Genomic DNA, 23,619 nt, shown 5'->3' on the forward strand with positions numbered 1-23,619 from the left:
CAGGTACGACCTTTGCCGAAGACGACACCAGGACACCGACAGAAGCACGACATGAGCAGACAGACGATCTACGGCAAGCTGGGGCAGGATTGGTGGCGCGGCGCGGTGATCTACCAGATCTACCCGCGCAGCTTCATGGACAGCAACGGCGACGGTATCGGCGACCTGCCGGGGGTGATCGAAAAGCTCGACTACATCGCCTCGCTGGGGGTCGATGCCATCTGGCTGTCGCCCTTCTTCACCTCGCCGATGAAGGATTTCGGCTACGACGTGGCCGACTATCGCGGCGTCGACCCCATGTTCGGCACACTCGACGACTTCGACCGCCTGGTGGAGGCCGCCCACGCTCGCGGGCTCAAGGTCACCATCGACCAGGTACTCTCCCACACCTCCGACCAGCACCCCTGGTTCGCCGAGAGCCGAGCCAGCCGCGACAACCCCAAAGCCGACTGGTATGTGTGGGCCGACGCCAAGCCCGATGGCTCGCCGCCCACCAACTGGCAGTCGGTATTCGGTGGCAGCTCCTGGCAGTGGGACACTCGCCGCTGCCAGTACTACCTGCACAACTTCCTCGTCAGCCAGCCGGACCTCAACTTCCGCAATCCCGAGGTGGTCGAAGCCATCCTTGGCGAAGTGCGCTTCTGGCTCGAACGCGGTGTCGACGGCTTCCGCCTGGACGCGGTGAATTTCTGCACCCATGGTGAACTCGAGGACAACCCACCGCGAACCCAGGCGGTCGAGAGTTTCCTCGGGGTGCGGCCGGATAACCCCTACGGCTTCCAGCAGCATCTCCATGACAAGACCCAGCCGGAGAACGTGGCCTTCCTGGAGAAATTGCGCGCCCTGCTCGACGAATATCCCGGCACCACCAGCGTCGGCGAAGTGGGCGACGACGACTCGCTCAATGTGATGGCGGCCTATACCCAAGGCGGCAACCGCCTGCACATGGCCTACTCCTTCGATCTGCTGGGTGAGCGCCACGACCCCGAGTTCCTGCACCGGACCATGACCGCCATGGAGGAGCGCATCGGCGACGGCTGGCCATGCTGGGCGCTGGGTAACCACGACGTTCCCCGGGTCGCCACGCGCTGGCACGCCGAAGGCGATCTGGCCAAGCTGCGTCTCTATATGGCCTTTCTGCTGACCCAGCGCGGCAGCATTTGTCTCTACCAGGGCGAAGAGTTGGGTTTACCCGAAGCCGAGCTGACCCTGGAGCAACTGGTCGACCCGGCCGGCCTTACCTTCTGGCCGGCCTACAAGGGTCGCGACGGCTGCCGGACGCCGCATCCATGGTGCGGCGACACGCGCCACGGCGACTTCTCCCACGGCGAACCCTGGCTGCCGGTACCCGACGAGCACCTGGACCTGGCCATGAAACAGCAGGATGGCGCTCCCGATTCGCTGCTCAACGCCTACCGCGCCTTCCTCGCCTTCCGTCGCGAGCACGTGGCACTGGTGAAGGGCGAGATTCGCTACCATCCGGTGCGCGACGGCGTACTCTGCCTGGAGCGCCACCACCCGACCCAGCGGCCCAGCGAGCGGCTGCTGGTGGCTCTCAACTTCAGCGATGCCCACCGCGAACTTTTGGCACCACGCGAAGCGAGCCCACTCGATGACGCTCCCGCCCAGGTCAACGGCACCTGGAGCGCTAGCAAGGTCCAACTGCCGCCCCACGGGATCGCCATCGCCCGCTGCCCGGCGCAGGAGGAGATCACATGGGACGTCTGACGCTTGCCGGAATAGGCAAGGACTACGAGGGGGTCGCCGCCGGGTGCAGCATGCCGCCGGAATGCTGCACCTCGGCGGGAAGCGAAGCGGACGGCAGCGCGGAGATGCCGTCCGACGAGTTCAATCCGGTCTAGTCGGTTTCGTTCTCGTGGCCGTGTCGGGCCAGCCAGTCCTGAAGAAAGGCGATCTCCTCCTCCTGGGTTTCGATGACTTCGCGGGCCAAGTCGCGGACCGCCGGATCCTCGCCATGTTCCAAGACCACGCGGGCCATATCGAGGGCACCCTGGTGATGGGCAACCATGCCCTTGGCGAAATCGACATCTGCATTGCCACTAAACTCGGTGAGCATGTCGCGATGCATGCGCTCGGCGATTTCACGATAGGCCTGCACCGCCGGGTTATCAGCGTGCTCGTCCTCCTGGGGCTCCTCGACATGCTCGTCATGTCCCTCCGGGTCCTCATCAGCGCCCGCTATCTCCCCCTGGGCTTCGTCCCCGTTGGCCTCCTCCTCGGTGCCGTTGGCCTCCACATCCTGCTGTGCTTCAACCTGTTGCTCGCGCTCCTGTGCCTGGGCCTGCTCGATCCGTTCCTGCGCCTGGGCCTCCTCTTCCGCTGCCATGACGGGGGCGGTCAGCAGGGCGCCGCCGGACAGGACGATGGCGAGTGTCGAGAGGGGGCGTATTAGCAGGGTGTGCGACATGGTGCTCTCCTTTACCATGGGGTCGTACGACTACGATAGAACCCAGTGCCACGCAGGTCATCGTACCGGCGCGGGACATAACTCATCACGAGACTACCATGGACTGGAACCCCGCCTTGATCTGGCTGGCCGTTGCCCTGCTGCTGGGCCTGGCCGAACTCTCTTCCGGCGCCCTGGTGCTGCTGGCGTTGGGCATTGCCGCCGCACTCACCTCGGCCCTGGCGGCGCTGGGCCTCACCCTGCCCTGGCAATTGCTCGCCATGGGCGTGTTCTCCGGTATCCTGCTGCCGCTTGCGGTCAAGGTCATCCGCCCCTGGTTCTCGCCCAGCGGGGTCGCCTACGGCACCACGGGCACCGGCGTGGAGCAGGGGCGCAGCTACACCACCCTGAAACGCGACTTCGACGGCGCCAGCGGCATCAAGATCAATGGCGACTTCTATCGCCTGCGTGTGGAAGAAACCGGTGCCACCGAACTGCCGGAAGGCACCCTGGTGACCTTCGAACGCTTCGATGGCACCACCGCCATCGTCAGCCACATCCAGCCGCACTGAACCGAACAAGACCACACTTGGCGCTGCAGCACGGCGCCTAATATCTACGTCACTACATATAAGGGAACGCGAACATGGATCTGCCCATCAACCCGGGGCTACTGCTGGCCCTGATCGTCGTCGTCATCGGCATCCTGATCATCGCCAAGGGATTGGTGATCGTGCGCCAGTCGGAAGTCATGGTGATCGAGCGTCTGGGCTCGTTCAACCGGCTGCTGGAGAGCGGCATCAACATCATCATTCCTTTCATCGAGCAGCCACGCGCCATCACCATGGTGCGTTACCAGAAGCGCGGCGAGGAGTATTTCCCGGTGACGACCAACGAGGCGCGCATCGACCGCCGCGAGACGGTCATGGACTTTCCCGGCCAGCCGGTGGTGACCACCGATAACGTCACTGTGACCATCAACGGGGCGCTCTATTACCAGATCATCGACCCGCGCCGCGCCGTCTACGAGATCGAGAACATGAGCCAGGCGGTGGAAGTGCTGGCCAAGACCACGCTGCGCTCGGTGGTGGGCAAGATGGAGCTCGACAAGCTGTTCGAGTCGCGCGCCGAGGTCAACAACGAGATCCAGGCCGCCATGGAGGAGCCGGCCTCCAAGTGGGGCGTGAAGATCTCGCGGGTGGAGGTTCAGGACATCGCCATGCCCGAGGAAGTGGAGACCGCCATGCGCCTGCAGATGGCCGCCGAGCGCAAGCGTCGCGCCACCGTGACCGAGGCCGAGGGCGAGAAGGCTGCTGCCATCGCCAAGGCCCAGGGTCAGCGCGAATCGGCGATCCTCAATGCCCAGGGCGACAAGGAGTCGGCCATTCTGCGCGCCCAGGGCGAGCAAGAATCGATCAAGCTGGTGCTCAACGCCATCGGCGACAGCGACGAGCACAAGCGCACCGTAGTCGGCTACCTGCTGGGCCAGAGCTACATCAAGGTCCTGCCGAACATGGCCCAGGACGGCGAACGCGTGTTCGTGCCCTACGAATCCTCCGCCCTGCTCGGCTCCATGGGCATGTTCCGCGAGATGGCCGGCTCGCCGGAAGACACCGTGGCGAAGCACCTGCGCGAGAGCGACCGACAGAGCGGTGTGCGCGGCGGCCTCCTCGGCGGTGCGGGCAGCGCCGGCTAGCCACTCGCACCGAATCGTGCCAGCTGCATCTCACGCAGCCGGCTGAGAGTGCGGCGAAAGGCGAACGCCAGGTAGCCATGGGCGTAGAGTTCGTTCATGGCTACCTCGGCTTCCACATACAGCGGTACGCGGCGGTCATAGCATTCATCGACCAGCGCGATGAAGCGGCGCACGCCGTCGTCGCGCCGTGAGAGCGGCGGCAGCTCGCGCTCCCCGGCCTCGATGCGCTCGGCACCGTCCTCGGTACCATGGGCGATGCCTCGCACCGCACTCGCATCGCTCAAGCGCGGCACCTCGCTCAGCAGGATCTGCCCGAAGCCGTCGACCAAGGCAATGAAATCCAATGCCGCCAAGGGCTGCTCGCACAGCTCGGCATAGCGGCACCACACCACGCTTTCGCTTCGTCGTTCCACCGCTATCCGGCGGTGCCCCAGCTCGATGGGCGCTTGGTTTGCCGCCTCACCCTCGCTCAGCCAGTCGAAGACTTCGTCCAGTGCGCTGGGCCGGCCGGGCTCGGCCACCCAATAGCGCTGGCACGCCTGGCCGGGGTGCAGTCGGTGATCGAAGCCGCCGTCGAGTTCCACGACGTCCATGTGGCGCTCAATGGCGTTGATGGCGGGCGCGAAGCGCTCACGGTTGAGACCGTCGGCGTAGAGCTGACGCGGCGCCTGGTTGGAGGTACACACCAGCACCATGCCCTGCTCGAACAGCGACTGCAGCAGGCGGCCGAGCAGCATGGCATCGGCAATGTCGCTGACGAACAGCTCGTCGAGGCACAGCACGCGGACTTCTGTGGCCAGTTCCCGCGCCAGCGCTGTCAGCGGATCGGGGGTACCGCCAAGCTGGAACTGGCGCTGGTGCACCCAGCGCATGAAGTGGTGAAAGTGCAGGCGACGGGAGGGCACGTCGAGATGCCGATGGAAACCATCCATCAGCCAGGTCTTGCCGCGCCCCACCGGGCCCCAGAGATAGACGCCGGGAATGAAGCGGCGCTTGGTCGCGACAGCTTCGTCGTGCAGCGCATGGAAGCATTCATCGAGCCGGGCGGCGGCAACTCGCTGGGCCTCGTCGGGGGCGAAACCATGGCGCTCCACCGCTTCGCGGTAGAAGTCGAGCGGCGCGGCTGCCGTCATTCTGCGAGCCGGCGCTGCATGATGGTGACCTCCTCGCCGCGGTAGCTCAGCTCTTCATGATCGTGCCAGCCTAGCCGGCGATAGAGCGCCTGCTGGTCGGGCGTGAACAGGTAGAACTGGGTCGTGCCGCAAGCGCTGGCCTCCTCCTCGACCCGCCGGATCAGCGTCGAGGCGATGCCTTGGCCACGCCACTCCGGCAGCACGAAGACCGAGGCCAGCCAGGGCGTGAGCTCGTGGCGGGAGTCCATGTCCCGGGCCATCAACGCCGCCGTTCCCACCGGCTGGTCGCCTTCCATCGCCACGAAGACCGACGGCACGCCAGCGATGCCGCACTCGCGGCGAAAGGCCTCGCACCAGGACTCGGCGGTATAGCCGGGATTGAGGTGGCCCCACTCGGCGTAGGTCCAGCTCGCCACGGTAGGGACATGGTCCGAGTCGGGACTCAGTCGAACGATATTGATTGGATCCAGCTTGGACATGCTCTCTCCTTGGTGCCGGCAGATATGGCTGCCGCTTCGCTTTGGCAGATCTCACAGGGATTCTATCCTGAGACGACATGGACCGCAGAACACCAAGCGACTACCGGAACGCAGGCAAGGAGAGCGATATGGCAGTGTCATTGAAGAAACTCGCAGACCAGATCCTGGTCATTACCGGTGCCACCAGCGGTATCGGCCTGGCAACCACGCGTCTGGCCGCCGAGCGCGGTGCCCGCCTGGTCGTCGTCGCTCGCGACGAGAACGCGCTGGAAGCGCTGGTCGATGAGCTCGATCAGCGCGGTGCGGCAGCCGTCGCCGTGGCAGCCGACGTCGGCGATCCCGAGCAAGTTCGTGACGTGGTCGAGACGGCAATTCACCAGTTCGGCGGCTTCGACACCTGGGTCAACAACGCCGGGGTTTCGCTGTTCGGCTATATGACCGACCAACCGCTCGAAGACCAACGCCGCCTGTTCGACACCGACTACTGGGGCGTCGTCCACGGCTCGCTGGAGGCAGCCCGCCACTTGGGCATGCGCACCGAACGGCACGGTGGCGCCATCATCAACCTGGGCTCCGTGGTCTCGGATCGCGCCATCCCGCTGCAGGGCATGTACTCGGCCGCAAAGCACGCGGTCAAGGGCTTCACCGATGCGCTGCGCATGGAGCTCGAGGAGCTGGGAGCACCAGTTTCGGTCACGCTGGTCAAGCCGGCCAGCATCGCCACTCCCTTCCCGCACCACGCGGGCAACCACATGGACGTCGAACCGACCCTGCCACCGCCCCTCTATGAGCCGAACGTCGTGGCCGAAGCCATCCTGCACTGCGCCGAGCACCCACGGCGCGACATTCGCGTCGGCGGCGCCAGCAAGGGCATCGCCATGCTCGGCCACCTGGCGCCGAGGCTGGCCGACCGCATCATGCGGCGCAGCATGATTCCCAAGCAACGATCGGATCAGCCGCCTCAGCATATCGGTGGGCTGCATCGGCCGGCACCGGGTGTCTGGCAGCGGGCCGACTTCGACCAGTCGGTTGCCGGCAGGAGCCGCTATACCCAGGCGTCCCTGCATCCGGCGCTGACGGCCTCGGCCATCGCTGGCGCCGTGCTCGGTATCGCAGCGCTGACCGGCACGGCGCGACGAAAGCGCTATTGAGTCTCTCAGCGACTCCGTGACGCGTCTCTCGTTGTATTTGGGGCTATCGCAAAGGGCTATCGCCAAAGACCTGTCGCAAGGGACTATCCCAACTGGAACGGATAGACCGAGCCGATTTCAAGAAGGCGCGTCAGCTCGTCCAATGCGGTAAGTGTCTCGTCGGCCAGCTGCGGGTCGGCGAGATCGTCCGGTGCCAGCCGGTCGCGGTAGTGGCGCTCGACCCAGGCGGTCAGCTCGTCGTGCAGGGCATCGGTGAGCAGCACCCGGCCGGTCAGCGCGGCGCGCTCCTGGCGTGAGAGCGCCACCCGCAGGCGCAGGCAGGCGGGGCCGCCGCCGTTGCGCATGCTCTGTTTGACGTCCTTGACGACCACCTCATTGATGGGGTTGTGCCCGGCCAGCAGGTGATCCTGAATGCTGCGCCATACCGCTTCGCGCTCCTGGCATTCGCCCGGCACCACCAGCGTCATGCTGCCGTCGGGATTGCTCAGCAGCTGTGAGTTGAACAGATACGAGGCCACGGCATCCTCGAGGCTTACCGCCTCAAGGGGTACGCGAACCGGAATCAGCGGCGAGGTCATTTTGCTGCGCAACTCGTCGAGCGCGGCCTGCTCGTCGCGGAAGGCCATCGCGTGATAGAGCAGCACCGGCCCGTTGCCCACCGCGATCACATCGTTGTGGAACACCCCGGCGTCGATGGCATCGGGATGCTGCTGGGCGAATACCGTCTGGGCCGCCGTGAGACCGTGCTGACGGGCCACTGCCTGGCTCGCTTCCAGCGTCTGGCGTGCGGGAAAGCGCTTGGGCTCATGGGACGGGTCCCCGCCGAAAGCCTGGCGACCGTATACGAACAGATGCACGCCGGCATCGCCGTGTTCGCCGCACAGCCGGGTGTGGTTGGCCGCCCCCTCGTCGGAGAAGGCCGGGGTGGCCGGCAGCACCGGATGGTGGGCGAAGTGCGCCTCGTTGCGGAAGATGGCCGCCAAAACACGGCCGGTGGTTTCCGGCTCCAGGTAACGATGGAAGCTCGACTGCAGATTGGCCGGGGTGAAGTGCACCCGGCCGTCCGGCGCGTCGCGGCTCGGTGTCACCGTGCCGGCATTGGCCGTCCACATGCTCGAAGCCGAGCACACCGCGCGCAGCACCTGGGGCGCTTCGCTGGCCGCCCGTGCCAGTACCTCGCGGTTGCTGCCAGTGAAGCCGAGCGAGCGCAGCGCGCCGAGATCCGGCCGTTGCTGCGGCGGCAGCACGCCTTGGGCGTAGCCGGCATCCAGCAGCGCCTTCATCTTGGTCAGGCCTTGCAGTGCCGCCTCGCGGGGGTTGGAGACCAGCCCGCCGTGGCTCATCGAGGCCACGTTGCCGTGGGCCAGGCCCGAGTAATTGTGGGTCGGGCCCACCAGGCCGTCGAAGTTGACTTCCCGGTAGTCGGCGGCGTTCGTCGTTTCGCTCATAGCACGACTCCAGGCGGCAGGTTGTCGGGCAGCGTGAGGCTCTCGGCCTCCATCGAGGCCACCGGATAGGCGCAGTAGTCCGCCGCGTAATAGGCACTGGGACGATGGTTGCCGCTGATGCCCACGCCGCCGAAGGGGGCGTCACCGGAAGCGCCGGTGGTCTGGCGGTTCCAGTTGACGATGCCGGCGCGGATGCGCAGCAGGAAGTCATCCCAGTCGCCGCGTTCGCCGCCGATCAGGCCGGCGGCGAGGCCGTAGCGAGTATCGTTGGCCAGCTCGAGGGCGTGGTCCCAGTCACGGTAGCGGTGGACCTTGAGCAGTGGGCCGAAGTGCTCCTCGTCGGGCACCGGCAGGCCGCTGACGTCGATCAGCGCCGGCGAGAGCAGGCTGGTGCCCGGCTCCAGGCACTCCATGCGCGCCAGCACCACGCCGCCCAGCGCCTCCAGGTCGTCCTGGGCCTTGAGCAGGCCCTGGGCCGCCTCCGGGCTGACCAGGCCACCGTAGAACGGCGCCGGCTCCGCGAACTGCCCCGCCACCCGCAAGCGGGCGATGGCATCGACCAGTGCATCGAGCAAATGATCGCCGACCTGACCCTCGGGCACGATCAGCCGGCGCGCACAGGTGCAGCGCTGGCCGCCGGAGAGGAATGCCGATTGCAGGATGGTCAGCACCGCGGCGTCCTGGTCGTGCACGTCCTTGATCACCAGCGGGTTGTTGCCGCCCAGCTCCAGCGCCAGGATCTTCTCCATCTGGTCGGCGAACTGACGGTTGAGCAGGCCCCCGACCCGGGCGCTGCCGGTAAACAGCAACCCGTCGATGCCGGGATGCGACGACAGCGCCTGGCCCACCGGGGCGGCGCCCTGCACCAGGTTGATCACGCCCGCGGGCAGGCCCGCCTCGTGCCAGCACTGCAGGGTCAGGTCGGCGCTCAGCGGAGTCTGCTCGCTGGGCTTGAAGACCACGGTATTGCCGGCCAGCAGCGCCGGCACCATGTGGCCGTTGGGCAAGTGGCCGGGGAAGTTGTAGGGGCCGAACACCGCCATTACGCCATGCGGGCGGTGGCGCAGCACGGCGGTGGTGTCGCCGACCTCGCGGCTGCGCTCGCCGGTGCGCTCCTGGTAGGCGCGGACCGAGATGGCTACCTTGCCGATCATAGCGCCTACTTCGGTGCGTGCTTCCCACAGCGGCTTGCCGGTTTCGCTGGCGATGGCACGGGCCAGGTCCTCGCGGTGCGCCTCGAGCTTCTCGCGAAAGCGCTCCACCACGTTCAGGCGCTCGGCGAAGGCGAGCCGGGCCCAGCCCGGGAAGGCACCGCGGGCAGCCTCGACCGCCGCCGCCACCTGGCTGTCACTGGCCGCCGCACCCTGCCACAGGGTCTCGCCGGAGACCGGGTCGCACTTGGTGAATGTCGTTGCCTCGCCCGGCTGCCAGCGGCCGCCGATCATCAGCTGTTGCATCGCTTTCATGGAGTCTCCTCGGTATCCAGTACGCGCAGGGAGTCGCCGGCCACCACGCCCAGGCGCTGCGCCTCCGCTTCGCTCAGGGTGAGGGTGCCCTCCTCGTCGGGGCCGTGGGCCACCCAGGCGGAACGGAAATCGGCCATTACGGTACTCGCCGCCAGCCAGCGTGGGCGAGCGGATGGCGCTTCGCTGCCGCTGCGGATCTCGACCCGGCAACGGCGCGACTTGCGCACCGCGCGCACGTCGTCGATATAGGCTTCCACCGTCGGCCCGCCATCGAAAATGTCGATGAAGCCTTCCCAGCGCAGGCCCTCCTTCTTGAGCATGGCCAGCGCCGGGCGGGTGTGGTGGTGCACCTGGCCGATGCAGGCTCGTGCCTCGTCGGAGAGGAACGGCGTATAGATCGGGAACTTGGGCATCAACTCGCCGATAAAGCTCTTCTGGCCCAGCCCGGTGAGGCGATCGGCCTCGTCGAAATCCAACGGAAAGAAGTGGCTGCCCAGGCACTCCCAGAACGGGCTCTTGCCACGCTCGTCGAAAACGCCGCGCATCTCGGCCAGCACCTTGTCGGGGAACTGGTCGCGGAACTCGGCCATGAACAGCCAGCGCATCATCGACAGCAGCGCGCCGTTGCGCTGGTGCTGACGCTCCTTGCCACGAAAACCGGGGCGCAGGAACAGCGAGGCCACCTCGGCGTCGCCGGTGTGGTCGGAGCTGAGAAACAGCGTGTCGATGGTACGGTGCAGATCGAGCTGCACCGATGAGTGGGCCAGCGTACCCAGCCGGTAGTGGTAGAACGGCACCTCGCGGCCCACCTGGCTCTCGATGGCGCAACAGCCCGCCAGTTCGCCGCTCGCCTCGTCCTCGAGCACGAAGAAGTAGTTGCGCCGGTCGACCGGCGTGCGCTGTTCGAAGGCTGCCACCGCAGCGGCGATCTTGGCCGTGAGGAATTCACGGTTGTCGGGCAGCGAGGTGAAGCCGACCCCGGTTTCGCGAGCGATCTTCTGCAGTTCGTCCAGGTCGCCCTCGGTAATCGGTCGAATACGCATCACAGCTCTCCCTCGTCGAAGCCCAGTTCGTCCTCGCCCGCCGTCGGCAACGCCAGCGGCGCGGCCAGCACCGCGCGGCCCTCCTCCACGCCGAGCAGCTCGGCATGTTCCGGCGAAATCATCAATTGCCCGGTAGGCGACAGCGCATAGCGCGCCACCACGCAGCGGAAATCGGCCAGGCGCTGGTTGGCAATCATCGCCGGCTCGGCGTCCGGCAAGGCGTGTGCCGGGCGCACCCTTACCGGGTGCCAGGCGGCACGCCGGAAGGTCTGCAGGCGGTCGCGCTCGCCCTTGATCACCGGGCCGGCGTCGAACAGGTCGACGTGGCGCGAGCGCATGAAACCCTCGGCCAGCATCTCGGCCATGGCGGTCTCGTGGGCGGGGTGCTCGCGGCCGATGGCGGCGCGCGCCTGGGGCGTGAGCAGCGCCAGGTAGAGCGGGAACTGCGGCATCACCTCGGCGATGAAGCTCTTCGAGCGCACCCCAGCGAGGTAATTGATGTCGTGGTAGTCGCGCACGAAGAAGTGGCGACCCACGCTGTTCCAGAACGGTGATTCCCCTTGTTCGTCGAGGTAGCCCGGGAAGGCCATCGCCAGCACCTCGGCGAAGCGCTCCGGGTACTGGGCGATGAACATCAGCCGCGCGCGGCGCAGCAGGCTCTCGGCGCTGGTGCCGCGATAGCGCGGGTCCAGCGACAGCGCGCACAGCTGGGTGGTCTCGGAGACCTCGTGGGAGAGCGAGAGGGTCTGCACCTCGCGGCGCACGTTGAGCTGCTGCGAGGCGTGGATCAGCGTTTCCTGGCGGTAGGTGTAGTAGGCCTCGCGCGCGCCGGCCTCGGCGCGCAGGGTAGCGGTACCCACCACCTCGTCACGTTCGAGATCCTCGAGCACGAAGGTGTAGTGCTCGTCGCCGGGGAAATCCACCTCGCGGCCGAACGATTGCCGCGAGCGGGCGATGCGCTCCTCGAGGCGGTCGCGATGGGCCGGCAGGTTGGTCAGGCTCGGTGTGGCCAGGCCTGCCAACCGCTCTAGCGCCGGCAGGTCGGCCTGCCTGACGGGGCGTACGACCATCATGGCGGGATCTCCAGGTCGATTGGCGGTGTCCTGCATGGCTCGGCCTGCCTTCACTTGGCCGCCACCAGGCGCGCCACGGCGCGTTCGAGTCGCGCCATGCCTTCGGCGATATCGGCCTCGGGAATCACCAGCGAGGGCGCCATGCGCAGCACGTTGGGACCAGCGATCAGCGCCATCAGGCCCTCTTCGATGGCCAGCGGCAGGATGTCCTTGGCCCGCCCCTCGTACTCGGGAGCCATCTGGGCGCCGATCAGCAGCCCCATGCCGCGGATCTCACTGAACACGCCATGCTTGCGATTGATGGTCTCGAGGTGCTCGCGGAACAGGTCGTGGCGCTGCTTGACGCCGCCTAGCACTTCGCGAGTGTCGATGTGCTCCACTGCGGCCAGGGCCACGGCGCAGGCCAGGGCGTTGCCGCCGTAGGTGGAGCCGTGGGTGCCGATGGCCATGGCCGGGGCGACGCGGTCGGTGGTCAGCATGGCGCCGACGGGGAAGCCGCCGCCCAGCGCCTTGGCGCTGGTGAGAATGTCGGGCTCGATGCCGTAGTCCATGTAGGCGAACAGCGAGCCGGTACGGCCGACGCCGGTCTGCACCTCGTCGAAGATCAGCAGCGCGTCGTGGGTGTCGCACAAATCGCGCAGCCCCTGAAGGAACTCATGGGTGGCCGGCACGATGCCGCCCTCGCCCTGCATCGGCTCGACCATCACCGCGCAGGTGTCGTCGTCGATCAGGTCGCGCACGCTGTCGAGGTTATTGAATTCGCCGTGCACGATGCCGCCAGGCACCGGGCCGAAGCCCTGGGAGTACTTGGGCTGGCCGCCGACGCTGACGGTGAAGAAGGTGCGGCCGTGGAAGGATTGCTGAAAGGAGACGATGCGATGCTTGTGCTCGCCGAAGTTGTCGTGGGCCCAGCGCCGCGCCAGCTTGAGCGCCGCCTCGTTGGCTTCGCCGCCGGAGGAACAGAAGTAGGCCTTGTCGGCGAAGGTACGCTCCACCAGGGATTTCGCCAGCTTCAGCGCCGGCTCGTTGGTATAGACGTTGGACAGATGCCAGAGCTTGCCCGCCTGCTCCGTGAGCGCCTCGACCAGCACCGGATGACAGTGACCGAGGGAGTTCACGGCAATGCCGCCGGCGAAGTCGATGTACTCGCGCCCCTCCTGGTCCCACAGACGGCTGCCCTCGCCGCGTACCGGAATGACCTTCTGGGGAGAGTAGTTCGGTACCATGTACTGGTCGAAGTCGGCGCGGGTCGGGGTATGGCTCATCTCGGTCTCCATTCCTGCAAAGAGGGATCAATAACGCAGTGATGTCATCCGAGTATAAAGAGCCTGGCCGCCGACGGCTTTCAGCTATGGGACCCCGATTTGTATAAAAGGGCTGTAGAAAAAGTTGTCGGAACGGCTAGAGACGCTCCTCGCGAGGGGTCACGCCGAAGTGGTTGCGGTAGGCAGTGGAGAAGTGTGCGGGCGACGAGAAGCCCGTCTTCATGGCGATCTCGCCGACGGGAAGGTCACTGTCGCGCAGCAGGCGTCGGGCCTCCTTCAGGCGCAAGTCGAGGTAGTAGCGCCCCGGCACGGCCTGGAGATACTTCTTGAACAAGCGCTCGAGCTGACGCCGCGAGATGCCGAGGTGTTCGGCCAGCTCGTGGGTGGTCAGCGGCTCCTCGATGTTGGCTTCCATCAGCATCACGGCATCCATCAGCGACGCCGGAGCATGCCCCAGCCGGGCACGCAGCGGCACTTGCTGAGGTTCGTCGGCCATGCGCACCCGCTCCAGCACGAAGTGCTCGGAGACTCGCTCGGCCAGTTCATTGCCGTGGTGAGTGGCGATCAGGGTCATCATCATGTCCATAGCCGCGGTTCCGCCGCCACAGGTGAGGCGGTCGCGGTCGATCTCGAACAGCTGCTGGCTCAGGCGCACGCGGGGAAAGTCGCGGGTGAAGGCAGCGAAGCGTTGCCACGGCAGCGTGGCCCGGTAGCCGTCCAACACGCCGGCACGGGCCAGTAGCTCGGTACCGCCACCGACCCCGACCAGCACCACGCCACTGCGCCCCAGCAGGCGCAACCGGCCCGGCAGTGAACTCTCGTGCATGGTCGGCAGCGGGCTCGGCGCACACACGACCAGCATGTCCAGCTCGGTCGAGGCCAGTTCGAAGGGAGTGCAGCCCGCCTGGCTGATGTCGGCCATGCTGACGATTTCGCCCCCGTCGGGCGCGAAGGCCTGCAGCCGATAGAGTCGCCGGCCAGCCAGCTGGTTGACCACCATCAGCGGCTCCAGCGCACACGCCTGTGCCAACAGCGAGAAGCCCGGCAGCGCCAGCACCCCGACCCAACGGGTCGGGGGCTCACGAGAAGCGATGGGGGATGTATCGGGCATGTCTCAGCGCCATTGCCGAACGAAGCTGAAATGGTACTCGATCGGCGGCGTTGGCCATACCTTGTACTCGGCTCGCCCTGGCGAAGCCTGGACGAGGCGCTGGGATCGAGTCAGCCCACGATCTTAGGGAGCAACACGAAGAGCAGGAAGCCAGCCACCAAAATCGCCACCCCCAGCACCAGCCAGTGCGCCCCCTTGGGCGAACGCTTGGCCTCGGGCTGCTCGGCATCGGGCTCGGGGTGCGAGAAGTCCTCGGGCAGCCGCTCCTCTTTGAGGTGCTGCTTCTTTTCCTCTGGCGTCTTGCTCTCCCTGGTATCCATGGGGCATCTCCTTTGACGCTGGATTCTCCCGCCATGGATGTGACCCTATGGCGGGCCTATATGGTCACGACATCGAAGTCCACGTCCGGGTTCACGTCGGCTTCGTAGTCGACGTCGTCACGCTCGAACCCGAATAGCTTCAGGAAGTCGTGCTTATAGCCAGCATAGTCGGTGATCTGGAACAGGTTCTCGGTGGTCACCTGGGGCCACAGGTCCTTGCATGCCTGCTGCACGTCATCGCGCAACTCCCAGTCGTCCAGGCGCAGGCGGCCGGCTTCGTCGGTCGTCATTTCCCCACCCTGCCCTTGAGATGAATAGAGCCGTTCGCCGAACAGTCGGTTGAGCTGGTCGATGGTACCCTCGTGCAGGCCCTTCTCCTTCATCACCTTGTAGACCATGGCGATATACAGCGGCATGACCGGAATGGCGGCACTGGCCTGGGTCACCACCGACTTGAGCACCGCCACGTTGGCGCCGCCGCCGCTGGCCTTGAGCTTCGCATCGATCTCGCCGGCGGCGCGGTCGAGATCCTCTTTCGCCTTGCCCAGCGCCCCGTGCCAGTAGATCGGCCAGGTGATCTCGGTGCCGATGTAGCTGAACGCCACGCTGCGTGCACCTGGAGCCAGCACGCCGGCCTTGTCCAGCGCATCGATCCACAGCTCCCAGTCCTCGCCGCCCATCACCGCCTTGGTGTCCTCGATCTCCTGCTCGGTAGCGGGCTCGACCTCGGCCTCGATGATGGTGTCCTTGTTGGTGTCGATGGCGGTGGCACGGTAGGTCTCACCGATCGGCTTGAGCGCGGAGCGCTTGAGTTCGCCGCTATCGGGCAGCTTGCGCACCGGCGAGGCCAGCGAATAGACCACCAGGTCGATCTGGCCCATGTCCTGCTTGATCAGCTCGATGGCCTTCTCGCGCGCCTCGTGGGAGAAGGCGTCGCCGTTGATCGATTTGCTGTAGAGTCCCTCGGCCTTGGCGAACTTGTCGAAGGCGGCGGCGTTGTACCAGCCCGCGGTGCCGGGCTTCTTCTCGCTGCCGGGCTTCTCGAAGAACACGCCCAGGGTATCGGCACCGTAGCCGAACGCCGCGGTGATGCGCGCCGCCAGGCCGTAACCGCTGGAGGCACCCACCACCAGCACCTTCTTCGGCCCGTCGGTCTTGTCGAGCTGGCGCGTACGGGTCGCCTCGATCTGCTCGAGCACGTTCTTCTCGCAGCCGACCGGGTGAGTAGTGGTACAGATGAAACCGCGAACCTTGGGTTTGATGATCACGACAGACCTCGTTATTGGTTGTACAGCGCCGCGCAGGACGCCGGATCGATACGAATGGGCAGTGGCGACATTCTAGCGGCCACGCTTGCGTCTGTCCGCACTTGAGCGACGATGGTAGCTGGTGCACGATGCAACCCCGGCAATGCCATGGCAGGAGGTGGGTATGAAAGCGCAGGCGCTAGTGGACGAACGCGGCGAGCTGTGGCTGGCGCTGGCTCCGCTATGGCTGGACCGCGAGCCCAGCGAACGCGACTACGCGCACATGGTGGAAGTGATCCAGCGCCACGACCTGACATTGCATCAGTTGGAGTGGATCTTTCGTCTGGAGCTTGCCCCGGTGTTGGCACGCAACCAAGTGTCGATCGCCGGCAACTGGCGCGATTTCGACGACTACCAGTTGATGCAACAGCTGGTGGCTCACAACCTGCGGCTCAAGGGGTGGAGGCGCAAGACCTGGGCGCTGTTCTCGGGACTGACCACGATGATGACCCGGCATCGCTGGAACGAACTGATGGCCCGGGTGATGATGGCGCGAGGGGAGTCGCCACACGCCTGAACCGGCTGGTTGTCAGGAACGGTACCGGCCGCCGTTCTGCCGGAACCTAGAGCTGGAACTTCTCGTCGAGCGCCTCTTCCAACGCCCGCTCCAATTCCTGTCCGCTGGCGCGCGGCGAGAAGCGCCGAATCACTCTGCCGTCGCGGGCCACCAGGAACTTGGTGAAGTTCCACTTGATCATTCTGGTGCGCATGAGGCCCGGTGCCTCGCGCTTGAGCTCGACGAACAGCGGGTGTGCCCCGGCACCGTTCACCCGAACCTTTTCCATGACCGGGAACGTCACGCCGTACTGGCTCGTGCTGAAGGCACAGAAGTCCAGCGCCGTTTCCGGCGACTGGCGCGCGAACTGATTGCATGGAAAGGCCAGCACGGTAAAACCTCGGTCGCGGTGGCGGCGATAGAGACGTTCCAGCTCACCGAGCTGGGGCGTGAAGCCGCAGCGGCTGGCCACGTTCACGACCAACAGCACTTGCCCCTGCAAGGCCCGCAGGTTGAAGGGCTCACCGCGGAAGGTGCGGCATTCGTGCTCGTGGATGGCCATGTCTCGCCTGCCTCGCTGTCACCTCTCACCACGCCACGTTTCACACGTAGCACCACTCTGCGCACCGAGGCAACCTTTCCTGGGACCAACCCAAGCCAGGCTTTCTTTGCACGCTGACCCCAAGCCTACCGAGAAGCGGCCGCGCCGTCACGCCTGCTGCGCGTTGACCGCCTCCGGGCGACTGGCCATGCTGGAGTGAACAGCCACAAAATGCCGGAGGACAGCTGCCATGCGCGACAACGCTCCCCGCAGCCGCCTGGCCACCCACGAGGTGGTCAACCAGCCCGAGCCACCCGGCGACCGCGACCTCTTCGCCACCGACCTGCCACTGCGCGAAGCGCTGGAGCGTGAAGCCCCGGCCTGGGTTGCGGAACGCCTGGCGCCCCTGGGCCGCGAGACGGGCAGCGCGCGCGTGCAGGAGCTGGGCGAGATAGCCAACCGACACCCACCGGAGCTGCGCCTGTTCGACCGCCACGGCCGGCGGCTGGACGAAGTGCGCTATCACCCTGCCTATCACGAATTGATGGGCCTGGCGCTGGAGGGCGGCTGGCATGCCGTGGCCTGGCAGGAGGAGGGGCGCGGCGGGCACCAGGCGCATGTCGCGGCCCTCTACCTGCTGACCCAGGCCGAGCCGGGATTCTGCTGCCCGGTGACCATGACCCACGCCGCCATGCCGGTGCTGCGCCGCAGTCAGGAGTTGGAGGCCGAATGGGCGCCAGGCCTGCTGGCCAACGCCTACGACCCCCGCGCGCTGCCGCCGGGCGACAAGCGCGGCCTCACCTTCGGCATGGCGATGACCGAGAAGCAGGGCGGCAGCGACGTGCGCCGCAACACCACACGCGCCGAGCGCGACGGCGAAGGCTGGCGCCTCACCGGCCACAAGTGGTTCTGCAGCGCGCCGATGTCGGATGCCTTCCTCACTCTGGCGCAGACCGACGCCGGCCTCTCCTGCTTCCTGGCGCCACGCTTCACCCCCGACGGCGAGCGCAACGCGATCGAGATCCAGCGGCTCAAGGAGAAGTGCGGCAATCGCGCCAACGCCTCGGCGGAGATCGAATACCGCGGCGCCTGGGCGGCACTGGTCGGCGAGCCCGGCCGCGGCGTGGCCACCATCATCGACATGGTCCAGCAGACCCGGCTGGATGCCGCCACCGCCCCGGTAGGCATGATGCGCCAAGCGCTGGTCGAAGCGTGGCGACACGCGCGCCAGCGTCATGCCTTCGGTCGTTTGCTCGCCGAGCAGCCGCTGATGCGGGCAGTGATCGCCGACCTGGCGCTGGAGGTAGAGGCCGGGCTGGCGCTGACCCTGCGCACCGCTCGTGCCTTCGACGGCGACGCCCGCGACGAGACCCACGAAACCGCCCTGGCACGGGTACTGCCCACCCTGGCCAAGTACTGGCACAACAAGCGCGGGCCGGGCTTCATGGCCGAGGCCATGGAGTGCCTGGGGGGCATCGGCTACGTGGAGGAGACGCCGCTGGCACGGCTCTATCGCGAAGCGCCGGTGAACTCGATCTGGGAGGGTTCGGGCAACGTGATCTGCCTCGATCTGCTGCGGGTGCTGTCACGCCACCCCGAGTCGATCGCCGCCCTGCGCGAGGAGCTCGGTGCCGCTCAGGGCGTGCAGCAGGATCTCGACCTGGCACTGGCCGGCCTGGAGCGCGACCTGGCACTTCCCGCCGAGGAGCTCGAGCCGCGCGCACGCTGGCTGGCTCAGCGCCTGGCCCAGAGCCTGCAGGCGGCACTGCTGCTGCGCCATGGCCCGCACGAGGTGGCCGAGACCTTCTGTCGTTCGCGCCTCGGCGTCGAGGCCAGCCCGGCCTACGGTGTGCTGCCGGCAGGTTCGCCGCTGGCGGCGATACTGGCGCGAATCGGCGACTGACCTGAGGCCAGCAGCGGAATCTCGTCGGCCGGCACCGGCCGCGACAGGCCGAAGCCCTGGACATGGGTACAGCCGAAGCGGGCCAGGGTGGGCAGGCAGTCGAGCTCCTCGACACCCTCGGCCACCACCCGGATACCCAGGCGGCGGCCGAGCAGCGCGATGGCCTCGACGATCGCCGCGTCCTGGCTCTCCTGCTGGACATGGCGTACGAAGCTGCGGTCGATCTTGAGTTCGCTGATCGGGAGCATCTGCAGCCGCGAGAGCGACGAGAAGCCGACGCCGAAATCGTCCACCGCCACCTCCATGCCGCTCAGGTGCAGCCGTGCGGCGATCTCGGAGCCCAGCAGCTCGTCGTCCATGGCCGCCGTCTCGGTAATCTCGAGTATCACTAGTGGCGAATCCTCCGGTGCCAACTGACGAGTCAGCGCCGGCAATTGGGATTCCATCAGGTCATCGGCGGTGACATTGACCGATAGCGACAGCAGCACGCCCTGCTCGCGCCAGCGCTGGGAGTCAGCCAGTGCTTGCTCGAGCACATGGCAAGTCAGGCGCCGACTCTGTCCGGCAGTGAGCATGGGCAGGAAACTGGCCGGGCCGATCAGGCCGATCTCGGGATGCGCCCAGCGCACCAGCGCCTCCACACCGCTCAGGCGTCCGCTGGTCAGCTCGAACTGCGGCTGGTAATGCACGGTGAGCTCGCGGCGCTGGAGCGCCGACTCCAGCTCCTCGGCAGAGAAGAAGGGGCTATCCTCGGGCAAGATGGCCGGTTTGCAGCCGGGGCGCAGCCGGTCCAGGCGCTGCCTGAGCTCGGCCAGCCGCATCGGTTTGTCCAGCGAGCCGAGCATCTGCAGCCCCAGGGTTTGGCCGACCCGCTCGGCAATGCGCGAAATCTTGCGTTCGACGCCGCCAAGCAGCAACACCCAGCCGGCGAAGCGTTGTTCCGCCAGTAGCCGCAGCAGCTCGATGCCATCCGGAGCGCCGAACTCGAGTCCCATGATCACCAGCTGCGGCGCGCACTCTCCAAGCTCCGCCAGCAACGCATCGGCGCGCCGATAACAGCGGCTCTCCAGCCCCAGCACATGCAACTGTAGCGACAAGATCGCCACCACATCGGGATCCTCGTCGAGCACCAGGGCCAGGGCTCGCTCATCTTCTTCGAATTCCGTTGAAAGGTTCATCAGGGGATCCCGCTCACGAATTATCCTGAGGCTAACATCATCCCTGACGACCAGCCGGCTCGATTGTCAACGCTTGCCCCTCAGCCGAGGGGGCCGATTACCACCCGCAACGCAAGCGCCAGCAGCATCACGCCGGTAATGCGATGAATCCAGTGTGCGCGAGCCTGCAGCCAGGGCAGGACGCGCGAATGGGTCAATGACACTGCCACCAGCACGTACCAGCCGCCGTCGATGACCATGGCCGTGGCAACGATGACCGCCTTGGCCGCCAGCGACATCTCCGGAGTGACGAACTGGCTGAGCAGCGCGACGAAGAAAAGGATCAACTTGGGGTTGCCCAGCGCCACCAGCATGCCTTCGCGGGCCGCCTGGCGACGGGTGGTAGCCACGCCGGCCGCTTCCAGCGCTGCCGCACTGCCGGCACGCAGCGCCTTGACGCCGAGCCAGGCCAGGTAAGCCGCCCCACCCCAGGTGATGAGCTGGAACAGCGTGGGAAAGCGCACGATCAGTGCCCCCAATCCCAGTACCGTGAGCAGGGCATAGAAACCCACACCCAGGGCATGGGAGAGCGCCGCCACGATACCGGGCGTCCGCCCGCCGCCAAGCGTATGGCGCAGCACCAGGGCCAGGCTCGGTCCCGGCGACATCGCCCCCATGGCGCACACGGCCACCAGCGATATCCAAAGTGAAAGCGGCATTACCTGTTCCTCTTCGATTGCGCGCGATGCGTCAGTTCAACGGTGGAACTGCCCTTCCCTCTCGGGCTGCCATAGGATCGCATCGATACGCAGACGTGTCTCGCCGCCTTCGGGTAACGGCCAGTCGATCTCGTCGCCAATGCGTAGACCGATGAGCCCGGCGCCGATGGGCGCCATTACCGAAATACCATCTTCGGTTGCGGCCAGCGAGTGGGGATAGACCAAGGTCCGTATCATCTGGCGGTTGCGTGTCAGATCGGTGAACTGTACCTGGCTGTTCATGCTGACCACGTCCGCCGGAATCTCTTGCGGGTCGATCACCTCGCCGCGCTCGAGCTCCTCTTCCAGGCAGTCGGCAACGAAGCGATCCTTGTCATCGGCATTGTCGATCAATCGCTGCAGCCGCTCCGCATCCAGGCGGTTGATGAGAATGGTGGGACGGGGTGACATACGACCTCCTTGGCACCGGCAGCGAAGCGTGCTGCCGACCGTGCAACGAAAACAGCCCTTCGCCCCGGCGGGGAGAAGGACTGTGACTCTCACTATCATAAGCCCAAGCCTGGGGAATGTCAGGCCTGCCGACTACCTGCTAGCTGTTCGGTCGACGCCGCGAAGTCACCAATAGCACGCCGGCCAACGCGACCAGCGCAACGCCGACGAAAGCGCCCGGACTTTGCTGCTGCCAGCCGAACAGCGCCAGCACCACACCCAGGACGCCAAGCGCCCAGGCAAACCGCTTCACACCCATATCGCCACCTCTCTAGATTCTGCCACTCAGCATGCAGCGGACGGAGAGGTACATCAAGACAGGCGCAAACGACACAGGCCGCTTTCAGCGCGCCCCTTTGCGCATGGAAGGACGCGGAACGGGCCGACGAGCTACGCTGTCAAAACGACAGGAAAAGTGTTCATAAGGCCAGGCATGAAGACACACGATATCCGGCACAGCGACGGCGAGCAGGTCGTTCTCGAGGGCACTCTCGAGCAGAACGCGGCGCACTACTCGGAAGCGGGCTTCTGGGACAAGGTGGGTGACAGCGCCCGCAAGGCGGGGAAGAAGACCCTCGAGCCCGCGTTGAAGATGTACTACTCGGCCCAGGATCCCAACACGCCGCTGTGGGCGAAAACCACCATCTATGGTGCGCTGGGCTATTTCATCTCGCCCCTCGACGCCATCCCCGATCTCACTCCCTTTCTCGGCTACACCGACGACATGGGCGTGCTGGCCGGCGCACTCGCCATCGTCGCCACCCGCATCAACGACAAGCACCGCGAGCAGGCCAAGGCCACGCTGGCCAGGTGGTTTGGGTAGGATCGCTGCGCCCCCGCACTCATGAAAGGGGCCAGAAACGCAAAACAGCCGCTTAAGCGGCTGTTTTTAAATGACTGCTTTACCAATGGTACCGGCGGTCGGACTCGAACCGACAAGGGCTTGCACCCGGCGGATTTTGAATCACACAACGGTAGCCGACCTCTTTGTTAAACAATGGCTTACCTGGCCATTCCTTGGATTTCTCGTGCCCCACCTAGCACAAGTGTCATACCATGTGTCACGTGAGGTGGGGTTAGAAAATGCTTACAGAAAGCCAAATCAGGACCTTCAAGGACATCGGGAAGGATTACAACCGCTCTGACGATACCCGGCAACGCACCGGGGTGCGTCTGATCCTCACGGTTCGCAAGGGCGGTAGGAAGGAGTGGAGGGTCCGCACGATCCAGGACGGCAAGCGCCGCTTCAAGACCATCGGCACCTGGCCGGAGATGTCACTGGAACAGGCCCGCGAGAGCGTGCACAGGGCGCCCATAGTGGGCTCTGAGGACTCAGGTAATGGCAAGGTACGGCCCTCAGCCCCGAAGCCGTCAGTGGACCCTCCTGAAGCCCCTACGGCACTGTACGGAACCGTGGGCGAGCTTATGCAGGAGTACCAGCAGGACCTGAAGCTGCGCGGGAAGGCATCCCACAACGAGTTCAGGAAGTGCACCGAGGGATACATCATGCGGCCCTTTCCGGACATCTGGCGCATGCAGGCTCGTGACGTTGACGCACAGGTGGTGAAGCGAGTGCTGGCCTTCCACATCTCCCGTGGCGTTACCACGCAGGTGAACCGGCTCCGTGCCTGGATGCACGCCGCCTTCCAGTACGCACTGAAGGCCGAGAACGACCCGCGTAGAGCTTCCAGCACTCGGTGGGGTGTCCTGCTGAACCCGGTCTCCTTGGTCCCGCTACAGCAGGATTGGGAGCGCCAGGGCGAGCATGTGATGACACTTGGGGATGTCCGTGGTGTCTGGACGACACTGCCTGCGATGGTGAAGAGGGATGTACTGACAGTGCCACTCGTTCAGCTATGCGTGGCTACGGCTGGGCAACGGCTCGTCTCCCTCGTGCGCCTCACTGTGCCTGACGTGCACCTGAAGCGCGGACTGCTGGACATGCCCGGTTCTAGCATGAAGGCGGGAAGGCCGCATGTCGTGCCCCTCACTGAGCAGGCGCATGAGATATTGGAGCGCCTGGTGTACCGCTCGAAGGCCAGGGGCACGGAGATGCTATTTCCTCACAGGAACCGGCCAGATCGGCACATGAGCACCACGAGCCCCGCTCAACTGGTAGCCAGGCACAGGGATGCACACAAGACCTCGGGGTGGGCTATCGAAGACATCCGGCGCACCGCCAAGACCGTCCTTGGGGAATTGGGTGTCTCCAAGGACATCCGGGACCGACTGCACGGGCATGCTATGCACGATGTATCCAGCCGTCACTATGACCGCTATGAGTACCTGCGGGAGAAGCGCGAGGCCATGAAAGTCTGGAGCGCCTGGCTGTCTGGCGCGTTACAAGGTGACGACATCCGGGACTCGAACGCTTGGGCATAATGAAACAGACAGAGCACCCGGATAACCGGGGCT

General features: G+C 65.9%; 25 protein-coding genes and 1 tRNA gene. 9 read left to right on the forward strand and 17 right to left on the reverse strand.

The window, feature by feature from the left end; all coding sequences use genetic code 11:
• The first annotated feature begins 51 nt into the window (after positions 1–51).
• Entirely contained in the window at positions 52–1,728 is a 1,677-nt protein-coding gene (locus HBJ55_RS09865; protein ID WP_167113605.1) for an alpha-glucosidase, read from the forward strand.
• On the forward strand, positions 1,716–1,862 hold the full coding sequence (locus HBJ55_RS09870; RefSeq protein WP_167113608.1) for a hypothetical protein: 147 nt from the start codon (positions 1,716–1,718) through the stop codon (positions 1,860–1,862). Before HBJ55_RS09865 ends, HBJ55_RS09870 begins: the two co-directional genes overlap by 13 nt.
• Here HBJ55_RS09870 and copM read toward each other — a convergent pair.
• Entirely contained in the window at positions 1,859–2,428 is a 570-nt protein-coding gene (gene copM / locus HBJ55_RS09875) for a CopM family metallochaperone (protein ID WP_240936065.1), read from the reverse strand. The genes HBJ55_RS09870 and copM overlap by 4 nt on opposite strands.
• Positions 2,429–2,526: 98 nt before the next feature.
• Here copM and HBJ55_RS09880 point away from each other — a divergent pair, with 98 nt between their 5' ends.
• Both HBJ55_RS09880 and HBJ55_RS09885 read left to right on the forward strand, forming a co-directional pair.
• Complete coding sequence (locus HBJ55_RS09880) at positions 2,527–2,979, forward strand: NfeD family protein (RefSeq protein WP_167113611.1); 453 nt, start codon at positions 2,527–2,529, stop codon at positions 2,977–2,979.
• Between the two features lie 74 nt (positions 2,980–3,053).
• A complete protein-coding gene (locus HBJ55_RS09885) occupies positions 3,054–4,103 on the forward strand; it encodes an SPFH domain-containing protein (protein WP_167113614.1) in 1,050 nt (349 codons plus the stop codon).
• On the opposite strand, the gene zapE is transcribed toward HBJ55_RS09885, so the two are convergent.
• Both zapE and HBJ55_RS09895 read right to left on the reverse strand, forming a co-directional pair.
• On the reverse strand, positions 4,100–5,236 hold the full coding sequence (zapE, locus tag HBJ55_RS09890; RefSeq protein ID WP_167113617.1) for a cell division protein ZapE: 1,137 nt from the start codon (positions 5,234–5,236) through the stop codon (positions 4,100–4,102). The two genes, HBJ55_RS09885 and zapE, sit on opposite strands and share 4 nt — an antisense overlap.
• Entirely contained in the window at positions 5,233–5,715 is a 483-nt protein-coding gene (locus tag HBJ55_RS09895; protein WP_167113620.1) for a GNAT family N-acetyltransferase, read from the reverse strand. Before HBJ55_RS09895 ends, zapE begins: the two co-directional genes overlap by 4 nt.
• 128 nt (positions 5,716–5,843) lie before the next feature.
• Between HBJ55_RS09895 and HBJ55_RS09900 the strand changes: the two genes are divergently transcribed.
• On the forward strand, positions 5,844–6,866 hold the full coding sequence (locus HBJ55_RS09900) for an SDR family oxidoreductase (protein WP_167113623.1): 1,023 nt from the start codon (positions 5,844–5,846) through the stop codon (positions 6,864–6,866).
• An 83-nt stretch (positions 6,867–6,949) separates the two neighbouring features.
• Here the strand turns inward: HBJ55_RS09900 and astB are convergent, their stop codons facing one another.
• From astB to fabV, 8 genes are all read right to left on the reverse strand, one after another.
• The gene (gene astB / locus HBJ55_RS09905; RefSeq protein WP_167113626.1) at positions 6,950–8,314 is read right to left on the reverse strand and encodes an N-succinylarginine dihydrolase; all 1,365 of its coding nucleotides are present in this window, start codon (positions 8,312–8,314) and stop codon (positions 6,950–6,952) included.
• On the reverse strand, positions 8,311–9,780 hold the full coding sequence (gene astD / locus HBJ55_RS09910; protein ID WP_167113629.1) for a succinylglutamate-semialdehyde dehydrogenase: 1,470 nt from the start codon (positions 9,778–9,780) through the stop codon (positions 8,311–8,313). The genes astB and astD overlap by 4 nt, the downstream gene beginning before the upstream one ends.
• Positions 9,777–10,823, reverse strand: coding sequence for an arginine N-succinyltransferase (astA, locus tag HBJ55_RS09915; protein WP_167113632.1), 1,047 nt, complete (start codon positions 10,821–10,823; stop codon positions 9,777–9,779). The genes astD and astA overlap by 4 nt, the downstream gene beginning before the upstream one ends.
• On the reverse strand, positions 10,823–11,896 hold the full coding sequence (locus HBJ55_RS09920) for an arginine N-succinyltransferase (protein WP_167113635.1): 1,074 nt from the start codon (positions 11,894–11,896) through the stop codon (positions 10,823–10,825). Before HBJ55_RS09920 ends, astA begins: the two co-directional genes overlap by 1 nt.
• 50 nt (positions 11,897–11,946) lie before the next feature.
• Positions 11,947–13,161 (reverse strand): aspartate aminotransferase family protein, encoded by a 1,215-nt coding sequence (locus tag HBJ55_RS09925; protein WP_167113638.1) that lies wholly within the window; start codon positions 13,159–13,161, stop codon positions 11,947–11,949.
• Positions 13,162–13,297: 136 nt separating this feature from the next.
• Entirely contained in the window at positions 13,298–14,272 is a 975-nt protein-coding gene (locus HBJ55_RS09930; protein WP_206022474.1) for a GlxA family transcriptional regulator, read from the reverse strand.
• A gap of 110 nt (positions 14,273–14,382) precedes the next feature.
• The gene (locus tag HBJ55_RS09935; protein ID WP_167113641.1) at positions 14,383–14,592 is read right to left on the reverse strand and encodes a hypothetical protein; all 210 of its coding nucleotides are present in this window, start codon (positions 14,590–14,592) and stop codon (positions 14,383–14,385) included.
• A gap of 56 nt (positions 14,593–14,648) precedes the next feature.
• Positions 14,649–15,860: an enoyl-ACP reductase FabV gene (gene fabV / locus HBJ55_RS09940; RefSeq protein ID WP_167113643.1), complete on the reverse strand. Its 1,212-nt coding sequence runs from the start codon at positions 15,858–15,860 to the stop codon at positions 14,649–14,651.
• Positions 15,861–16,023: 163 nt separating this feature from the next.
• On the opposite strand from fabV, the gene HBJ55_RS09945 reads away from it, so the two are divergent.
• The gene (locus HBJ55_RS09945; RefSeq protein WP_167113646.1) at positions 16,024–16,416 is read left to right on the forward strand and encodes a DUF7079 family protein; all 393 of its coding nucleotides are present in this window, start codon (positions 16,024–16,026) and stop codon (positions 16,414–16,416) included.
• 46 nt (positions 16,417–16,462) lie between these two features.
• Here the strand turns inward: HBJ55_RS09945 and HBJ55_RS09950 are convergent, their stop codons facing one another.
• Positions 16,463–16,957 (reverse strand): glutathione peroxidase, encoded by a 495-nt coding sequence (locus HBJ55_RS09950; protein WP_167113649.1) that lies wholly within the window; start codon positions 16,955–16,957, stop codon positions 16,463–16,465.
• A 229-nt stretch (positions 16,958–17,186) separates the two neighbouring features.
• On the opposite strand from HBJ55_RS09950, the gene HBJ55_RS09955 reads away from it, so the two are divergent.
• On the forward strand, positions 17,187–18,839 hold the full coding sequence (locus HBJ55_RS09955; protein WP_167113652.1) for an isovaleryl-CoA dehydrogenase: 1,653 nt from the start codon (positions 17,187–17,189) through the stop codon (positions 18,837–18,839).
• On the opposite strand, the gene HBJ55_RS09960 is transcribed toward HBJ55_RS09955, so the two are convergent.
• The 4 genes from HBJ55_RS09960 to HBJ55_RS09975 form a co-directional block, all read right to left on the reverse strand.
• On the reverse strand, positions 18,779–20,017 hold the full coding sequence (locus tag HBJ55_RS09960; protein WP_167113655.1) for an EAL domain-containing response regulator: 1,239 nt from the start codon (positions 20,015–20,017) through the stop codon (positions 18,779–18,781). The genes HBJ55_RS09955 and HBJ55_RS09960 overlap by 61 nt on opposite strands.
• Before the next feature lie 80 nt (positions 20,018–20,097).
• Entirely contained in the window at positions 20,098–20,715 is a 618-nt protein-coding gene (locus tag HBJ55_RS09965; protein WP_167113658.1) for a LysE family translocator, read from the reverse strand.
• 36 nt (positions 20,716–20,751) lie between these two features.
• Positions 20,752–21,165 (reverse strand): nucleoside diphosphate kinase regulator, encoded by a 414-nt coding sequence (gene rnk, locus HBJ55_RS09970; RefSeq protein WP_167113661.1) that lies wholly within the window; start codon positions 21,163–21,165, stop codon positions 20,752–20,754.
• Between the two features lie 139 nt (positions 21,166–21,304).
• Positions 21,305–21,463, reverse strand: coding sequence for a DUF4175 domain-containing protein (locus tag HBJ55_RS09975; protein ID WP_167113664.1), 159 nt, complete (start codon positions 21,461–21,463; stop codon positions 21,305–21,307).
• Positions 21,464–21,637: 174 nt separating this feature from the next.
• Here HBJ55_RS09975 and HBJ55_RS09980 point away from each other — a divergent pair, with 174 nt between their 5' ends.
• Complete coding sequence (locus HBJ55_RS09980; protein WP_167113667.1) at positions 21,638–22,027, forward strand: YkvA family protein; 390 nt, start codon at positions 21,638–21,640, stop codon at positions 22,025–22,027.
• A gap of 86 nt (positions 22,028–22,113) precedes the next feature.
• On the opposite strand, the gene HBJ55_RS09985 is transcribed toward HBJ55_RS09980, so the two are convergent.
• Positions 22,114–22,215 (reverse strand) — tRNA-Leu (locus HBJ55_RS09985).
• Between the two features lie 72 nt (positions 22,216–22,287).
• On the opposite strand from HBJ55_RS09985, the gene HBJ55_RS09990 reads away from it, so the two are divergent.
• On the forward strand, positions 22,288–23,586 hold the full coding sequence (locus HBJ55_RS09990; RefSeq protein ID WP_167113670.1) for a tyrosine-type recombinase/integrase: 1,299 nt from the start codon (positions 22,288–22,290) through the stop codon (positions 23,584–23,586).
• Positions 23,587–23,619: the final 33 nt, after the last annotated feature.

Origin of the sequence: Billgrantia bachuensis, from assembly GCF_011742165.1 — a bacterium.
GTDB lineage: Bacteria > Pseudomonadota > Gammaproteobacteria > Pseudomonadales > Halomonadaceae > Halomonas > Halomonas bachuensis.

Bases quoted from the DNA above. Each gene is read 5' to 3' on its own strand.
- HBJ55_RS09925 (WP_167113638.1), bottom strand. From the start codon at position 13,161: ATGAGCCATACCCCGACCCGCGCCGACTTCGACCAGTACATGGTACCG.
- HBJ55_RS09980 (WP_167113667.1), top strand. From the start codon at position 21,638: ATGAAGACACACGATATCCGGCACAGCGACGGCGAGCAGGTCGTTCTC.
- HBJ55_RS09955 (WP_167113652.1), top strand. From the start codon at position 17,187: ATGCGCGACAACGCTCCCCGCAGCCGCCTGGCCACCCACGAGGTGGTC.
- HBJ55_RS09990 (WP_167113670.1), top strand. From the start codon at position 22,288: ATGCTTACAGAAAGCCAAATCAGGACCTTCAAGGACATCGGGAAGGAT.
- HBJ55_RS09865 (WP_167113605.1), top strand. From the start codon at position 52: ATGAGCAGACAGACGATCTACGGCAAGCTGGGGCAGGATTGGTGGCGC.
- HBJ55_RS09965 (WP_167113658.1), bottom strand. From the start codon at position 20,715: ATGCCGCTTTCACTTTGGATATCGCTGGTGGCCGTGTGCGCCATGGGG.
- HBJ55_RS09950 (WP_167113649.1), bottom strand. From the start codon at position 16,957: ATGGCCATCCACGAGCACGAATGCCGCACCTTCCGCGGTGAGCCCTTC.
- HBJ55_RS09960 (WP_167113655.1), bottom strand. From the start codon at position 20,017: ATGAACCTTTCAACGGAATTCGAAGAAGATGAGCGAGCCCTGGCCCTG.
- zapE (WP_167113617.1), bottom strand. From the start codon at position 5,236: ATGACGGCAGCCGCGCCGCTCGACTTCTACCGCGAAGCGGTGGAGCGC.
- astB (WP_167113626.1), bottom strand. From the start codon at position 8,314: ATGAGCGAAACGACGAACGCCGCCGACTACCGGGAAGTCAACTTCGAC.
- HBJ55_RS09880 (WP_167113611.1), top strand. From the start codon at position 2,527: ATGGACTGGAACCCCGCCTTGATCTGGCTGGCCGTTGCCCTGCTGCTG.
- HBJ55_RS09885 (WP_167113614.1), top strand. From the start codon at position 3,054: ATGGATCTGCCCATCAACCCGGGGCTACTGCTGGCCCTGATCGTCGTC.
- HBJ55_RS09920 (WP_167113635.1), bottom strand. From the start codon at position 11,896: ATGATGGTCGTACGCCCCGTCAGGCAGGCCGACCTGCCGGCGCTAGAG.
- HBJ55_RS09895 (WP_167113620.1), bottom strand. From the start codon at position 5,715: ATGTCCAAGCTGGATCCAATCAATATCGTTCGACTGAGTCCCGACTCG.
- astD (WP_167113629.1), bottom strand. From the start codon at position 9,780: ATGAAAGCGATGCAACAGCTGATGATCGGCGGCCGCTGGCAGCCGGGC.
- HBJ55_RS09930 (WP_206022474.1), bottom strand. From the start codon at position 14,272: ATGCCCGATACATCCCCCATCGCTTCTCGTGAGCCCCCGACCCGTTGG.
- rnk (WP_167113661.1), bottom strand. From the start codon at position 21,165: ATGTCACCCCGTCCCACCATTCTCATCAACCGCCTGGATGCGGAGCGG.
- copM (WP_240936065.1), bottom strand. From the start codon at position 2,428: ATGTCGCACACCCTGCTAATACGCCCCCTCTCGACACTCGCCATCGTC.
- HBJ55_RS09870 (WP_167113608.1), top strand. From the start codon at position 1,716: ATGGGACGTCTGACGCTTGCCGGAATAGGCAAGGACTACGAGGGGGTC.
- HBJ55_RS09975 (WP_167113664.1), bottom strand. From the start codon at position 21,463: ATGGGTGTGAAGCGGTTTGCCTGGGCGCTTGGCGTCCTGGGTGTGGTG.
- HBJ55_RS09900 (WP_167113623.1), top strand. From the start codon at position 5,844: ATGGCAGTGTCATTGAAGAAACTCGCAGACCAGATCCTGGTCATTACC.
- astA (WP_167113632.1), bottom strand. From the start codon at position 10,823: ATGCGTATTCGACCGATTACCGAGGGCGACCTGGACGAACTGCAGAAG.
- HBJ55_RS09945 (WP_167113646.1), top strand. From the start codon at position 16,024: ATGAAAGCGCAGGCGCTAGTGGACGAACGCGGCGAGCTGTGGCTGGCG.
- HBJ55_RS09935 (WP_167113641.1), bottom strand. From the start codon at position 14,592: ATGGATACCAGGGAGAGCAAGACGCCAGAGGAAAAGAAGCAGCACCTC.